14 protein-coding genes are annotated in these 15,126 nt (G+C 71.2%); 5 read left to right on the top strand and 9 right to left on the bottom strand.

What is annotated here, in order from left to right:
- Window positions 1-43 precede the first annotated feature (43 nt).
- Together ACO057_RS22590 and ACO057_RS22585 are read left to right on the top strand one after the other, a co-directional pair.
- The gene (locus ACO057_RS22590; RefSeq protein WP_421995762.1) at window positions 44-1,027 is read left to right on the top strand and encodes a TAXI family TRAP transporter solute-binding subunit; all 984 of its coding nucleotides are present in this window, start codon (window positions 44-46) and stop codon (window positions 1,025-1,027) included.
- A gap of 10 nt (window positions 1,028-1,037) precedes the next feature.
- Entirely contained in the window at window positions 1,038-2,948 is a 1,911-nt protein-coding gene (locus ACO057_RS22585; protein ID WP_421995760.1) for a TRAP transporter permease, read from the top strand.
- A gap of 10 nt (window positions 2,949-2,958) precedes the next feature.
- Here ACO057_RS22585 and ACO057_RS22580 read toward each other — a convergent pair whose 3' ends face one another.
- From ACO057_RS22580 to ACO057_RS22540, 9 genes are all read right to left on the bottom strand, one after another.
- Window positions 2,959-3,828: a hypothetical protein gene (locus ACO057_RS22580; protein WP_421995758.1), complete on the bottom strand. Its 870-nt coding sequence runs from the start codon at window positions 3,826-3,828 to the stop codon at window positions 2,959-2,961.
- Window positions 3,807-4,844 carry an LLM class flavin-dependent oxidoreductase gene (locus tag ACO057_RS22575; RefSeq protein ID WP_421995756.1) on the bottom strand — a complete coding sequence of 346 codons (1,038 nt, stop codon included), beginning with the start codon at window positions 4,842-4,844 and terminating at the stop codon, window positions 3,807-3,809. Before ACO057_RS22575 ends, ACO057_RS22580 begins: the two co-directional genes overlap by 22 nt.
- A 51-nt stretch (window positions 4,845-4,895) precedes the next feature.
- On the bottom strand, window positions 4,896-5,402 hold the full coding sequence (locus ACO057_RS22570; protein WP_421995754.1) for a GNAT family N-acetyltransferase: 507 nt from the start codon (window positions 5,400-5,402) through the stop codon (window positions 4,896-4,898).
- A complete protein-coding gene (upp, locus tag ACO057_RS22565) occupies window positions 5,402-6,034 on the bottom strand; it encodes a uracil phosphoribosyltransferase (protein ID WP_421995752.1) in 633 nt (210 codons plus the stop codon). Before upp ends, ACO057_RS22570 begins: the two co-directional genes overlap by 1 nt.
- Window positions 6,031-7,758 carry a peptidoglycan -binding protein gene (locus ACO057_RS22560; protein WP_421995750.1) on the bottom strand — a complete coding sequence of 576 codons (1,728 nt, stop codon included), beginning with the start codon at window positions 7,756-7,758 and terminating at the stop codon, window positions 6,031-6,033. Before ACO057_RS22560 ends, upp begins: the two co-directional genes overlap by 4 nt.
- Window positions 7,751-8,917, bottom strand: a complete 1,167-nt coding sequence (locus ACO057_RS22555) for a flagellar motor protein MotA (RefSeq protein WP_421995748.1) — start codon at window positions 8,915-8,917, stop codon at window positions 7,751-7,753. Before ACO057_RS22555 ends, ACO057_RS22560 begins: the two co-directional genes overlap by 8 nt.
- Window positions 8,918-9,008: 91 nt before the next feature.
- Window positions 9,009-10,604, bottom strand: a complete 1,596-nt coding sequence (locus tag ACO057_RS22550; protein ID WP_421995746.1) for an ABC transporter substrate-binding protein — start codon at window positions 10,602-10,604, stop codon at window positions 9,009-9,011.
- Window positions 10,605-10,641: 37 nt separating this feature from the next.
- Window positions 10,642-12,219 (bottom strand): ABC transporter substrate-binding protein, encoded by a 1,578-nt coding sequence (locus tag ACO057_RS22545; RefSeq protein WP_421995744.1) that lies wholly within the window; start codon window positions 12,217-12,219, stop codon window positions 10,642-10,644.
- Window positions 12,220-12,301: 82 nt separating this feature from the next.
- Window positions 12,302-12,766, bottom strand: coding sequence for an Hsp20 family protein (locus ACO057_RS22540; RefSeq protein ID WP_421995742.1), 465 nt, complete (start codon window positions 12,764-12,766; stop codon window positions 12,302-12,304).
- 127 nt (window positions 12,767-12,893) lie between these two features.
- Here ACO057_RS22540 and def point away from each other — a divergent pair, with 127 nt between their 5' ends.
- From def to truA, 3 genes are read left to right on the top strand one after another with little or no spacing between them, the layout of a single operon-like run.
- On the top strand, window positions 12,894-13,421 hold the full coding sequence (def, locus tag ACO057_RS22535; protein WP_421995740.1) for a peptide deformylase: 528 nt from the start codon (window positions 12,894-12,896) through the stop codon (window positions 13,419-13,421).
- Window positions 13,414-14,334: a methionyl-tRNA formyltransferase gene (fmt, locus tag ACO057_RS22530; protein ID WP_421995738.1), complete on the top strand. Its 921-nt coding sequence runs from the start codon at window positions 13,414-13,416 to the stop codon at window positions 14,332-14,334. The genes def and fmt overlap by 8 nt, the downstream gene beginning before the upstream one ends.
- On the top strand, window positions 14,334-15,095 hold the full coding sequence (truA, locus tag ACO057_RS22525; RefSeq protein ID WP_421995736.1) for a tRNA pseudouridine(38-40) synthase TruA: 762 nt from the start codon (window positions 14,334-14,336) through the stop codon (window positions 15,093-15,095). The genes fmt and truA overlap by 1 nt, the downstream gene beginning before the upstream one ends.
- Window positions 15,096-15,126: the final 31 nt, after the last annotated feature.

Below are 15,126 nucleotides of genomic sequence, written 5' to 3'. Positions count from 1 at the left end.
CCGGCAGGCGTCACACTTGGCGGCCGGTTTCAGGAGAGCCTCCATGACCTTCGACCTTGCGCGCCGCGGATTGCTCGCCACCGCGATGGCCGCCCCCTTCATCCGCGCCGCCGCCGCGCAGAGCACCTTCGAATGGGTCGCGGGCTCGCTCGGGGGCGGCTGGTACACCATGGCCGCCGGTCTCGCCTCGCTCGTGCGCGAGGAGAATCCGCAGATCCAGATCCGCGTCGTCCCCGGCGGCGGCCTCGCCAATCCGACCCGCATCCAGAACGGCCAGAGCCAGATGGGCTGGGGCATCGACGCCTTCACCGCCGCCGCCTTCAAGGGGGAGGAGCCCTATACCTTCGCCCATCCGAAGCTGCGCAGCCTGGGCACCGGCTATTCGCCGACCGACCACTACCTTCTCGGCCGCGCCGACGGGCCGAGCGACATGCGCGAGATCCTGACCACGCGCGCCCTCAAGCTCGCCACGCCCCAGCGCTCCTCGACCGACGAGATGTCGGCGCAGCGCATCCTTCGCTTCGTCGGAACCTCGCCCGAGCTGATCCGCGCCTCCGGCGGGCGCTATCTGAACGGCAGCTACAACGACATCGCCTCGGCCTTCAACGACGGCCAGGTGGACTACGTCTACATCGCCCTCGCCCGTCCCGCCGCGCTGCTGACCGAGATCGCGCAGGGCCGCCGCGCGGCCAAGCTCATCGCCTTCCCCGACGATATCCGCACCCATATGAAGGCCACCTTCGCCTATTCGGAGGCGAGCGTGCCGCCGGCCGCCTATCCGACGCTGCTGAGCGCGCCGATCATGGTGACGGCGATGGACAGCGTGGTGCTCGTCGCCGACACGACGCCCGAGCCTGTGGCCTATGCCATCGCCAGGACCTTCATCCGCAACAAGGGTCAGCGGCTGTCGACCATCCATGCCTCGATGGAGGCCTATGATCCCCTGACTTCCTGGCAATACACCGGCTGTCCGCTGCATCCGGGCGCGGCGCGCGCCTATCGCGAGGCCGGGGCGATGCCGGCCTGAGGATCCTCCCTTGAGAACCCTGAAGGGCTGGCTCGGCATCGCGGTCACCGCCTGGCTCGCGGCGGCGGCGGGAATGCATCTCTACTGGGGCGGTTTCGGCTTCCCCGAGCCCGTCTGGATGCGGGGCTTTCACCTCGCCGTCTTCGTGCCGCCGCTCTTCCTGCTCTATCCGGCCCGCGCGTCCTCGCCGTCCGACCGGCCGAGTCTCGTCGACTGGCTCTGGGCCGCGGCGGCCACGACGCCGCATATCTGGGTGATGATCCAGGCCGGCGCGGTGGCGGACCGCATGGAATATGTCGATCCCTTCGGACCGGTGCTGATGATGCTGGCCGTCCTCGCCATCGTCACCCTTCTCGAGGCCACGCGCCGGGCGGTGGAGCCGGGACTGGCCTGGATGGTGATCCTCTCGCTCGCCTATATGCAGTTCGGCCACCTGCTGCCGGGCGTGCTGAACACCCGCGTCTTCACCCCGGCGGAAATCCTGGAATCCGCCTGGCTCGTGCCCACGGCGGGCGGCGTCTACGGGCCGCTGACGGGGATCGTGGCGACCACCATCGCCGTCTTCATCATCTTCGGCAGCTTCATGCAGGCGAGCGGCACGGGGCGGCTCTTCTCCAATTTCGGCGCGGCCGTCGCGGGGCGCTATTCGGGCGGGCCGGCGAAGGTGGCCGTCATCACCTCGGGCCTCTTCGGAACCATGAGCGGCAGCTCCGTCTCCAACGTCATCACCACGGGCGCCATGACCATCCCGCTGATGAAGCGCGTGGGCTATCGCGCCTCCGTCGCCGGCGGCATCGAGGCGGCGGCCAGCGTGGGCGGCGCGCTCATGCCCCCGGTGATGGGCGCGGCGGCCTTCGTCATGGCCGAGATGACGAACATTCCCTACGCCGCCATTGTGAAGGCCGCGGCCATCGGCGCGGTGCTCTACTATTTCGCCATCCTCGCCGCGGTACATTTCGAGGCCAAGCGCGCCGGCATGCAGCCCATGGCCCTCGCCGACATCCCCGTCTGGCGCGAGGTGGCGCGCGACGCGCATCTGGTCGTGCCGATCTTCGTGCTCGTCTATCTGATGACCGAGCGCTGGAGCGGCAATTTCGCGGCCTTCATCTCCACCGTCGCCATGGTCGCAGTCGCGATGCTGCGCCGGAACACCCGCATGGGCTGGCGCGACGTGGTGCGGGCGCTGGCCAATGCGGGGCATACCATGGCGCCGCTCGCCGTCTCCATCGCCGGATCGGGGATCGTGGTGGCGGCCCTGACCTCGACGGGAATGGTCGTGGCCTTCGGCGGCATCATCAAGGAGCTGGCCGGCGGCTCGCTGCCCTGGCTGCTGGTGCTGCTCTGCATCACCGTGCTGATCCTGGGCATGGGCATCCCGACCACGCCCTCCTACATCATCGCCGCCGCCATCGGCGTGCCGCAGATCATCGAGGTCGGCTCGCGCGTGCTCGGTTATTCACCAGCCGAGCTGATGCTGCCGGCGCACCTCTTCCTCTTCTATTTCGCGGTGATCGCGGATGCGACGCCGCCCGTGGCGGCCGCGGCCTTCGCGGCGGCGGCCATCGCGGGTGCGGGGCCGACCATCACCTCCATCCACGCCACGCGCTTCGGCATCGCCGGCTTCACCGTGGGCTTCGCCTTCATCTACGACCCCGAGATCATGCTGCGCGGCGCGCTGCCGGACATCCTGACGGTGGTGGCGATCCAGGTGGCGGCGCTGACGGCGGTGACGGCGGCCTATGCGGGCTATCTGATGGCGCCGATGGGCCTCGCGCCGCGCCTGCTGCTGGGGATCGCGGGCCTGCTGGGGGCCTTCGGCTACTTCCTCGCCGATGGAGCCCGGCTGGCGGTGGTGCTGGCGGGCCTGGCCGTCCCGGCCCTGTGGCAGGTGCTGGCGCAGCGGCGGCTGGCGACGGGCTGAATTACCGCCGTCATCCCCCGCCCATCAGCCGCTGGTTGCGCCGGTCCAGGGCATCCAGCCCGCCCAGATAGCGCGCCTGCGCCGGATCCCAGCGCAGCCGCCCATAATGGATCAGCGCGTTGAGCGTGCGCGGCCTTCCGCGCTGCGTGCAGATCCGCGCCTCGCGCACCGCCATCACCAGCTCCGCATAGCCCTCGCGGGAGGGTTCGCGCGTCGTCAGCGAGGTCATCCGCTCCTCCAGGCGCCAGGGCTCGCAACCGCGCGCGTCGCGCTGGACGGAATAGAGCGTGGGCCCCTGGAACACCTGCTGCAGACGATCCTCGACCGGCGTCGCGATCAGATACTGGGCGAAGCTTTCCGCGCCGTCCTGATGGCCGTTCATCACCGCCACCGCCGCGCGCCCCTCGCCCAGCAGGACCATCTGCGCGATCGACGGCGGGCCGCCTCGGTCCGTCTGCACCAGCAGGGCGCCGGCCGGGCGGTATTCGGGCGCGACCTGCGCCATCACCAGCGCGCCGGCGACCAGGATCGCGACGTGGTCGCGCTCGCCCTCGGAGATCATCGCCCAGCTCGCCGGCTCGCCATCCGCCAGGTCGATCTCCGCCGGGCCGGGCGGCGTGTCCTCGCCCGCCACGGCATCGGGCACGGCGCGTGCGCCGAGGGTCCGGCTCGCACGCCCGTCGGGGCCGAGATCGGGATAGAGCTCGCGCAGGATATCGCGGAAGGTCACGACGGCGCGTTCGCTCGGCCGGCTGTCGAGCGGCCTTCGCGCGCCGTCGCGGATGGAGACGACGGCGGGGCCGTCCTGGGCCTGCGCTTGGGCGGGCGCCAGCCAGGCGGCCAGAGCGAGGAGGACGGCTAGGCCGGTTCTTGCTGGCATGGGGTCAGGGCCTCCGTCAGCCCGAAGGCCTCGCCGATCAGCGTGACGCTGCGCCGGCGGGCCTTGGGATCATGGCATGGGGTGAGGATCGCGACCTCCTGGACGCCGAGCTCCGCCGCCAGGGCGGAAATCCGCGCGCGGACCTGCTCGCCGGTGCCGATGATGGCGCGCGCCCTCATGCGCTCCACCTTCGCCAGCTCGGCCTCGCTATAGGGATAGGCGGCCGCTTCCTCGGCGCTCGGCAAGGGCGGGTAGACGCCGCGGTCGCGATGCAGGCGCCACAGGGCCCGCGAGGCGAAGAGCCGCTCGGCCTCGGCCTGGGTGTCGGCGGCCAGGGCATAGATGCCGATGGCCGAATGCGCCTTCTGCCCGCGCAGCTCGCGGAAGGTGTCGCGATAGACCGCAAGGGCCTCGGCGCAGCCCTGCCCATCGGTGATGAAGTAGGCGTAGCAATAGGGCAGCCCGAAGAAGGCCGCGACCTGCGCGCCGTAGTCGCTGCTGCCGAGGATCCAGACCTCCGGGACGGTCGGAACCTCGGGGCTGGCGCGCACGTCGCGATAGGGGTGCTGCTCGGGCAGCCCGTCGCCGAGCCAGCCCAGCAGGTCACGCACGGCGGCAGGAAAGTTGTCGGCAGCGGTCCCGGCATTGGGGTTCAACGCATAAGCGGTGCGTCCGTCGCTGCCCGGGGCGCGGCCGAGGCCCAGATCGATGCGGCCAGGCCCCACCGCCTCCAGCGCGCGGAACTGCTCGGCGACCTTCAGCGCGGAGTAATGCGGCAGCATGATGCCAGCGCTGCCCACGCGGATCCGCCGCGTGGTGGCCGCGATGGCGGCGATCACGATCTCGGGCGCGGAGCCCGCATGGCTGCGGCTGTTGTGGTGCTCGGCGAGCCAGTAGCGCGCATAGCCGAGACGGTCGGCCAGCCTCGCGACCTCCATGGTCTCCTGGATCGCCTGGGCGGCATCTCCCCCGGAGACGATGGTGGACTGGTCGAGGATCGAGATCGCGAGTTGCATGCCCGGAAGCTTAGGGCGCGATCCGCCGCATCGCCATGGGCCAGGCGTCCTTCATGCGCGGTGCCGCCAGAGCTCGGCCGTCACGCCCTTCAACTCGATCAGGCCGTCCTGCGTCGCCCCGAGCCGCTGGGCGAGCCGGCGCGAGCGCGCATTGTCCGGATGGATGAAGCTCGCCACCGGGGTGGGCAGCGTCCCTCGCGCCCAGCCCAGCACGGCCGAGGCCGCCTCGAAGGCGAGGCCCCTGCCCCATTCGGCCGGCGCAAGGCCATAGGCGAGCTCCGGCATGGGCCAGCCCTCCGGATGCAGGATGCCGGCGCGGCCGATGAAGCGTCCCTCCCGCTCGATGGCCCAGAAGCCGCAGCCGCGCAGCTGCCAGTGCCCGAGCTGGACGGCCATGGCGATCCAGGTCTCGCCGCGCGTGCGCGGTTTGCCCGCGCTCTCGCCGACGCCCAGGTGGCGCATGAACTCCGGATCGGCCTGGAGCGCCGCGAAGGCGTCGAGATCGGCCTCGGTGAAGGCGCGCAGCAGCAGCCGCTCCGTGCGCAGGACGGGGATCATCACTCCGTCCCGAAGCAGCGATCGCCCGCATCGCCGAGGCCGGGGACGATATAGCCCCGCTCGTTGAGTCTTTCGTCCAGCGCGGCGGTCGTGATCGGCACGTCCGGATGGGCGGCGCGGAAGGCGGCGATGCCCTCGGGGGCGGCCACCACGCAGGCGAAGCGGATCGAGGTCGCGCCGGATTGCTTCACGCGATGGATCGCCTGGATGGCCGAGCCGCCGGTGGCCAGCATCGGGTCCAGCACCAGCGCGCCGCGCCGGGCGAGGTCGCGCGGCAGGCGCACCACGTACTCCGTCGGCTGCAGCGTGTGCTCGTCGCGCACCAGGCCGAGATGGCCGACCGGCGCCTCGGGCAGCACCATCCGCGCGCCCTCCAGCAAGCCGAGGCCCGCCCGCAGGATCGCCACCAGGCAGGGCTCGGGCGCGGCCAGCACGGGCGCGGTCATAGGGCCGACCGGCGTCTCGATGCCCGCCTGCGTCTCGTCGAGGTCGCGCAGGGCCTCGACGGTCAGGATGGCGCCGATCTCGGCGAGGATACGGCGGAAGGTGGCGCTGTCGGTCTCGCGCCGCCGGATGCGGGTGAGCTTGGCGCGCATCAGCGCGTGGTCGGGGATGTGGAGTGGGATGCTCATCGGTCGGTCAGCCTCAGTTCGATGCGCCGGTTGCGGGCGTAAGCCTCGGGCGTGTCGGCCGGGTCGATCGGCTGGTGTTCGCCGAAGGCGGCGGCGGCGACGCGGTTGGCCGGCAGCCCGGCCTCGATCAGCAGGTTCGCCACCGCGATGGCGCGCGCGGCGGAGAGCTCCCAGTTGGTCGCGTAGCGGTTGCTGCGGATGGGCGAGCGGTCGGCATGGCCGTCCACGCGCAGCAGCCAGGGAATCTCGGGCGGAATGCGCGAGGCGATGTCGAAGAGCACGCGCGAGAGCTGGCGCAACTGCTGCTGTCCGACCGCCGAAAGCTCGGCCGAGGCGGGCGGGAAGAGCACCTCGGACTGGAAGATGAAGCGGTCGCCGACGATGCGCAGCTCCGGCCGGTCGCCCAGCACCTCCCGCAGGCGGCCGAAGAACTCGCTGCGGTAGCGCTGGAGCTCCTCCACGCGGCTGGCCAAAGCGGCGTTCAGCTGGGCGCGCAGGTTCACCACCTGGGCGTCGTTCTCGCGGTCGCGCGCCTCGGAAGCATCGAGCGCATTGGCGAGGCGATTGAGCTGGCCGCGCAATTCCTCCAGCTGGCGCGTGAGCAGCGCCACCTGGGCGCGCGCGGCTTCCGACAGGCGCTGCTGTTCGGCGGCCTGGCCCTCGGCGCCCTGGCGGCGCTGGGCCTCGCTGGCGGTGGCGGCCTGTGCGGTTTGGGCCGCGCGCTCCGCCTGCTCGCGCAAGGCGTTGAGGCGGGCAATGTCCTGCTGCAGCCGCGCCAGGTCGGCCAGCCGCGCCTCGATGGTCGCGCGATCGGTGGTGACGGTGCGGTTCAGCGCCTCGGCCTGGGCCTGGAGGGCGGCGATGCGGCGCTCCATCTCGGCGGCGCGGGCGGCGGCCTCGGCGGCCTGGCGGCGGATGGTCGCGAGCTCCTGCCGCGCCGTCTCCAGCGCGCCGGTGGTCTCGCGGGCCTGCCGCTCGGCGGTCGCGCGGGCCGTCTGCTCGGCCGAGAGGCCGCGCTGGAGCTCGGCCAGGCGCTGCTCGATGCCCGCGCGCGTGGCGCGCTCGGCCGTGAGGGCCTGATTCGCCTCGGCGAGGCTGCGCGTGGCCGCGGCGCGCGCGGCCTGCTGGGCGGCGAGGTTGCGGTTCGCCTCGGCCAGAAGCTGCTCGCTTGCGGCCCGCGCCGTGGCCGAAGCGCGGGCCTGTTCGTTCAGGCGCTGCACGGTCAGCGCGGTGTCGCCCGTGGCGGATTCGGCGCGGCCCAGCGCCTCGGCCAGCTGCGTCTCGGCGCGGGTGAGCTGCTGCGCCTGCACGGCGCGCGCGGCCTCCAGATCGGCAAGGCGGGCCGCCAGCCGGTCGCGCTCGCCGCGCAGGCTGGTCGCATCGCCGGCCAGGGCATCGCGCTCGGAGTTGAGACCGCGCAGTTGTTCGGAGAGCGTGTCGCGCGCGCCGGTCGCGCCGCGCAGGTCGTCGGAGGCGCGGGTGAGGAGCTGACGCAGCTCCGCCGCCTGCCCACGCTCCAGCGAGAGCAGCTCCGCAAGCTCGGCCACCTGGGCGTTCAGCCGGTCGAGCGCGCGGTCTCGGTTGGAGAGCGCGGTGGACAGGAACCCCTGCGCCAGCACGAAGACCAGCAGCACGAAGATGATGACCATGAGCAGCGTGGACAGCGCGTCCACATAGCCCGGCCAGACATCGAAGCTCTGCGCCCGCGAGCGGCGCCTAGCCACCGGGATTGCCGCCCGGGATCTGCTGCGTCCCGCCCGAGATGGCCATGATGGTGCGCGTCAGCACGCGGATCTCGCTGCGCAGCTCCTGGGTGGATTGTGCGCGGCCGGAGGCCACCTCCTCCAGCAGCCGGGCCAGCAGCAGCTCGGTGTTGCGCAGATGGCCCCGCGCCGCGTCGTCGATGGCGCTCTGGCCCTGATAGGCGGCGAGCTGCGTCAGAACGGGGGTGAGCTGGGCCTGCTGCTCGGCCATGCGGGCGATCATCTGCTGGGTGCCGCGCATCTGGTCGCCCAGCAGCGAGAGCTGTTCGGCAAGCTGGCTGACGGCCATGGCGGTGGTGCCGCGCGCCTCTTCGCCACGCGCCATGATGGCCTGCAGCGCCTCCAGATTCTCGGCCGTCTGCTCCAGCAGCGCATGCACGAAGACGGGCATGGAGCCGCCCTCGGATTCGCCGCCCAGCGCGCCGGAGGACAGCCGCGTCTGGCTGGCCAGCCAGTCCTCCAGCTCGGTGTAGAAGCGGTTCTGCGCCTGGCCCGCCGTGAGGTCGAGGAAGCCCAGCACCAGCGCGCCGGCAAGGCCCAGCATCGAGGAGGAGAAGGCCACGCCCATGCCGCGCAGGGGTTCGGCCAGGCCGGCTTTGAGCTGGTTGAACAGCGCGTTCACGTCGCCCGAGCCGACCGACATGCCGCCGATCACCTCGGCCACCGCGCCGATGGTCAGCAGCAGGCCCCAGAAGGTGCCGAGCAGGCCGAGGAAGATCAGCAGGCCCGTCATGTAGCGCGACAGCTCGCGCGTCTCGTCCAGGCGGGAGGAGATGCCGTCCAGCAGCGAGCGCATCGCCGCGGTGGAGAGGGTGAAGCGGTCGGTGCGGCGCGCGGCCAGCATGCTCGCCATGGGGCCGAGCAGCTTGGGCGTGGGGCGCGCGGGGTCGCCCTGGCGGGGGTTGCGGAAGGCCTCCAGCCAGTCGACCTCGGGGCGCAGCAACATCACCTGGCGGATGTTCCACAGCACGCCGAGCAGCAGCACGAAGAGGATGAACCCGTTGAGGATCGGGTTCGCCTCGAAGGCATGGTGCAGCGAGGGGTAGAGCAGTGCGACGACGACCCCGACCAGAGCGAGGAAGGCCAGCATGCGGGAGAGGAAGGCCGTCGGCTTGGTCATGCCCGGGACACTACCCAGGCCCGGGATGGGACGCCAGTGAGGCGAGAGGCTTCCCCCTCGCGCTCACCCGCAAGGGGTGTTCCGGCCGGATTCAATTCTCCGGCCGCACGCCCATCGCCACCGTCCGCTCGTCCATCCGCGGCTCGTGCCGGAGCCCCTTCCTGAGCGCCCAGGTATTGGTCAACTGCACGAGCTGGATCATCGGCATCTCCTCGGCATAGCGCGCCGTGACCTGCTGCCAGAGCTCGTTGCGCGCCGTGTCGTCCATGGTGGCCGAGGCGCGGGCCGTCAGCCCGTCGAACTCGGCGCTGGAATAGCGCGCATTGTTGTTCGCCCCCGTCAACCGCTGGCGGTCATGGGTGGCGACGACATTGGCGAGGTAGTTCGAGGCCTCGCCCGTGGAACTGCCCCAGGCGCCGATCTGCATCGCATACTCGACCCTGGCCCGGCGCGGCACGAAGGCGGTCCAGGGCAGCGCCTCGACCTGCACGCGCACGCCGATCCGCGTCCACATCTGCGCGACCGCCTGGGTGAGGCGCGCGTCATTGGGCCAGCGGTCGTTGGGCGTGTGGACGGTGAGGCGGAAGCCCTCGGGATAGCCGGCCTCGGCCAGCAGCCGGCGCGCGCCCTCCGCATCGAAGGCCTGGGGCTTCACGTCGGCATTGTAGCCGAAGGCGCCGGCCGGTAGCCATTGCGCGGTGGAGACGGAGGCGCCTTCCATCACGCGGTCCACCAGCGCGTCGCGGTTGATCGCCATGGAAAGCGCGCGGCGCACGCGCACGTCCTTGAAGGGATTCACCGGCAGCGGCGTGCCCGCATTATCGGTGACGAGCGGCGTGCCGCCGTCGCGCGAGTAGTCCGGCGCCATATAGACGGTGCGCAGGCTGGCGATCTCCGTCACCGTCAGCCGCGGCTCGCGGCGCAGGCGGGCGAGGTCGCTGGTGGGAATCTGCTCGATCAGATCCACATCGCCGGCCAGCAGCGCCGCGGTGCGGCCCGCATCGTTCAGGATCATGCGGTAGTTCACGCGCGACCAGGGCTCGCGCTCGCCCCAGTAACTGTCGTTGCGCTGGAGCTCCACGCGGTCTCCGGCGCGGTAGGAGACGAGCTTATACGGACCGGTGCCGATGGCGGCGCGGCCGGAATTGTAGTCCTCGGTCGCCGCGCCCTCGCCCGCATGGCGCGAGATGATGCTGACCGAGGCGAAGTCCAGCGGCAGCAGGGGATGCGGCTGGCGGGTGTGAATGCGCAACGTCAGCGGATCGCGCACCTCGACGCGCGCGATGGCGCGCAAGAAGCCGCCGAAGCCGCCGGGACTGTTGGCCACATTGGGCACGCGCGAGAAGGTGAAGACCACGTCGTCCGCCGTGAAGGGCTTGCCGTCGTGCCAGGTCACGCCCGCGCGCAGCTTGAACTCCCACTCGGTGTCCGAGACCACGCGCCAGCTTTCCGCGAGAGCGGGACGCATGCGCGACTGCCCGTCGCGCTCCACCAACCTGTCGAAGATATGCATGGTCAGCGCGTTGTTCGGCCCGACATTGTGGAAATGCGGATCCGTCGTGGTGACCGGCGCGCCGGCGCCGATGGTCAATATACGGTCTTGCGCCGTGCCTTGCGCCCGGACCTGAACCGTCGCGGCGGCCGGCGGCACGAGGGCCGCCAGCGCCAGTGTACGTCGCTTGATCATATCCACCCCGACATCTTTGACGGGGAGGCTAACAGCATCAGGGGGCCGGGCGCACCCCCATTGCGACCGTCCGCTCATCCATGCGCGGCTCGTGCACGAGGCCGCGGCGCAGCGCCCAGGCGTTGTTGAGCTGGAAGAGCTGGAGCGTCGGCACCTCCTGGTCGACCAGGGCCACCGCCTCGTGCCACAGCGCCTCGCGACGCGCGTCGTCCATCTCGACGGAGGCCCGCGCCGTCAGCGCGTCCACGGCCGGGTTGGAATAGCGCCCGGCATTGTTCGCGCCGGTCAGCTTCGCCCGGTCGTAGCTCGAGACGATGTTGATCATGAAGTTCGAGGCCTCGCCGGTCGAGCTGCCCCAGGCACCGAGCTGCATGGCGAATTCCTGGCGCGCGCGGCGCGGCACGAAGGCGGAGAAGGGCAGCGCCTCCAGCTGCACGCGCACGCCGATCCGCGTCCACATCTGCGCCACGCCCTGGGCGATGCGCGAATCATTGGGCCAGCGGTCGTTGGGGGTGTGCAGGGTCAGGCGGAAGCCGTCGGGGAAGCCGGCCTCGGCCAGCAGGCGCTTGGCGCCCTCCGCATCGAAGCGCTGCGGGCGGATGGCGGGGTTGTAGCCGAAGGCGCCCTCGGGCAGCCACTGCCCCGAGGCGACGGCGCCGCCCTCCATCACGCGCTCCACCAGGGCGTCGCGGTTGATCGCCATGGAGAGCGCGCGGCGCACGCGAATGTCGCGGAAGGGGTTGGCCGGCAAGGGCACGCCGGCATTGTCGGTCACCAGCGGGGTCGCGCCCTCGCGGGAGAAGTTGGGCGCCATGTAGACGGTGCGCAGGCTCGCGACCTCGGTCACCTGCAGGCGCGGGTCGCGGCGCAGGCGGGCGACGTCGCTGGAGGGGATCTGCTCGATGAGGTCCACGTCGCCGGCCAGCAGGGCCGCCGTGCGGGCGGCGTCGTTCAGGACCATGCGGTAGTTCACCCGCGTCCAGGGCTGCGGGCCGGCCCAATAGGCGTCGTTGCGCACCATCTCGACGCGGTCGCCGGGGCGGAAGGAGACCAAACGATAGGGTCCCGTGCCGATGGCGGCGCGGCCGGAATTGTAGTCCTCCGTGCCCATGCCCTCGCCCGCATGGCGGGAGACGATGATCACCGAGGCGAGGTCCAGCGGCAGCTGCGGGTTGGGCTGGCGGGTGTGGACCCGCAGCGTCTGGGGATCGGGCACCTCGATGCGCTCGACCAGGCGCAGGAAGCCGCCGAAGCCGCCGGGGCTGTTGGGCACGTCGGGGATGCGGGCGAAGGAGAAGGCGATGTCATCGGCCGTGAAGGGCCGCCCGTCATGCCAGGTGACGCCCTGGCGCAGCTTGAACTCCCACTCGGTGTCCGAGATCGCGCGCCAGCTGGTGGCCAAAGCGGGGTGCAGGCGGGACTGGCCGTCGCGCTCCACGAGCTTGTCGAAGATGTGCATCGACAGGGCGTTGTTGGGGCCCATGTTGTGGAAATGCGGGTCGATGGTGGTGACGGGCGCGGCGGCGCCGATGGTCAGCGTCTGGGCTGAAAGCGTTTGGGCCGAAACGGTGACGGGGGCCAGGACCGCAAGGGTCGCGGCGAGCTTCTTGAGCAAGGCCAAATCCTTTTCGCAACTGCGAAAGGATTAACAGGAGTTCCATGCCGGGCACCATGCCCGGCAAAGACAATTCCCGAAGCTAAGTCTCCTCGCCGCGTACCCGCTGACGCACGACCGGCCGCGTGGGGCCCGCCCCCTGCCGCCCGATCGGGATGGAGCGCACTTTCACCTCGGGCATGGGGCGCTGGAGGTCGATATGCAGCAGGCCGTTGTCGAGGAAGGCGCCCTCGACGTCGATGCCCTCCGCCAGGACGAAGGCCCGCTGGAACTGCCGCGCGGCGATGCCGCGATGGATGAAGATGCGCCCCTCGCCATCGTCACGCTGGCGGCCGCGGATGACGAGCTGGTTGTCCTCCTGGGTGATCGCGAGGTCGTCCATGGAGAAGCCGGCGACCGCCAGGGTGATGCGCAGCCGCGCCTCGCCCGTCTGCTCGATATTATAGGGGGGATAGCCATCGGCGTTCTTCTGAACGCGGTCGAGCATCTGCTCGAGATGGTCGAAACCCAGAAACAACGGCGAGCCGAACACCGAGGAACGCGACATTGAGCCTCCTGCAAGGAGCGAGTATGGCCCCACGCCCCTGGAATAGGCGGCATGCGAGCCCGTGAGACTTGGCCCGGCGGGCGCGCCGTTGCAAGCCTGGGGCGGCGGGGCTACCTCCCCGGACATCATGATCGACGAAAAACTGCCTATCCTGATTGTTCCCGACGCCCGGCTGCGCCTCAAGGCCCGGCCGGTCGGCCCTGCGGACGACGATATCGTCCGCGCGCTGGCGCCCCGGATGCTGGCCACGATGTACGCCGCGCCCGGAATCGGGCTGGCCGCGCCGCAGGTGGGCTCGAACCTGCGGCTGATCGTGGTGGACGTCGCCGGCAAGGAGGAGGCGCCCGCGCCGATGGTCCTGATCAATCCGGAGATCATCGCCGCCACCAAGGAGATGGCCCTGCGCGAGGAAGGCTGCCTCTCGCTGCCCGGCCAATACGCCGATGTGGAGCGCCCGGAGCGGATCAAGCTGCGCTGGCTGGATCTGGAGGGGTCGCGCCAGGAGATGGAGGCCGAAGGCCTGCTCGGCGTCTGCCTGCAGCATGAGATCGATCATCTGAACGGCGTGCTCTTCGTCGATCATCTCTCGCCGCTGAAGCGCAACATGATGCTGCGCAAGCTGGCCAAGGAGCTCAAGAAGGCGAGGGATGAATAAGCCCCTCAAACTCGCCTTCATGGGCAGCCCGGACTTCTCGGTCCCTGCCCTGCACGCCTTACATGCGGCGGGCCACGAGATCCGCGCCGTCTACACCCAGCCGCCCAAGCCCGCCGGCCGGGGCCAGCAGGAGACCCCCTGCCCGGTCCATCGCGCGGCCCTGGCGCTCGGGCTGGAGGTGCGCACGCCCGCGCGGGTGAAGCGCGACACGGCCGAGCACGCGGCCTTCGCCGCGCTGGAGCTCGATGTCGCGGTGGTGGCGGCCTATGGGCTGATCCTGCCCTTGCCGATGCTGGACGCGCCGCGGCGCGGCTGCCTCAACATCCATGCCTCGCTGCTGCCGCGCTGGCGCGGGGCGGCGCCGATCCACGCGGCCATCCTGCATGGCGACACCGAGAGCGGCGTCACCATCATGCGGATGGAGGAAGGGCTCGACACGGGCCCGATGCTGCTCAAGGGCACCGTGCCGCTCGGCCCGCGCGCCACCACCCCCGAGCTGCACGACGCGCTTTCGGCCATGGGCGCGTCGCTGATCCTGCGCGCGCTGGACGAGGATCCCCCCGCCGTGCCGCAGCCCGAGACCGGCACGACCTATGCCGCCAAGCTCACCAAGGCGGACGGCCTGCTCGACTGGACGCAGCCGGCCACGGCGCTCGATGCCAGGGTGCGGGCGATGAATCCCTGGCCCGGCGCCTATTTCTCCCATCGCGGCGAGGTGCTGCGCGCCTTGGCCGCCGAGCCCGTCGAGGGCTCGGGCGCGCCCGGCGAGATCCTGCCCGGCCCGGCGCTCACGGTGGCCTGCGGCAAGGGCGCGCTGCGCCTGACGCGCCTTCAGCGCCCCGGCCGCGGCGCCATGGACGCCGACGCCCTGCTGCGCGGCTACGCCCTGCCGCCGGGGACCATTCTGGGCTGATGCCGAACTACGCCCTCCTCGTCGAATACGACGGCACCGCCTTCTTCGGCTGGCAGCGCCAGGCCAGCGGCCCCTCCGTCCAGCAGACGCTGGAGGAGGCGGCGGCCGCGGTGAATGGCGGCGTGGTGCCGCTTGCCACCGCCTCGGGCCGCACGGATTCGGGCGTGCATGCCGAAGGCCAGGTCGTGCAGGTGAAGCTGTCCGCCCGTCTCCCGCCGGATCGCATGCGGGCGGCGCTCGACTTCCACGTGAAGCCGCACCGCATCGCCATCCGCGCCGCGGCCTTCGCGCCGGAGGGGTGGTCGCCGCGCTTCTCGGCGATCCAGCGGCACTACCGCTACCGGATCCTCGCACGCCGCGCCAAGCCGGCGCTGGAGGAAGGGCGCGTCTGGCACATCCCCTTGCCGCTCGATCACGAGGCGATGCATGCGGCCGCGCAAGGCCTGATCGGCAAGCATGACTTCTCGGCCTATCGCGCGACCTCTTGCCAGGCGGATTCGCCCGTGCGCACGCTGGAGCGCCTGGACGTGACCCGCATGGGCGAGGAGATCCACATCTTCGCGAGCGGCCGCAGCTTCCTCCACCACCAGGTGCGCAACTTTGCGGGCACGCTCTACGAGGTCGGGCTCGGGCGGCAGCCGGTCGCCTGGCCGCGCGAGGTGCTGGAGGGACGCGATCGCCGCCTCGCCGGGCAGACGGCGCCGGCGCAGGGGCTGTGCTTCCTGAACGTAGAGTATCCGGAGCCGCTCGACTGGTGTTGATGCAGGCCCTTGACCTCAACTTCGGTTGAGG

This window comes from Roseococcus sp. (assembly GCF_965227005.1).
Taxonomy (GTDB): Bacteria; Pseudomonadota; Alphaproteobacteria; order Acetobacterales; family Acetobacteraceae; genus Roseococcus.
This window is presented reverse-complemented; position numbering and strand designations above follow the sequence as displayed.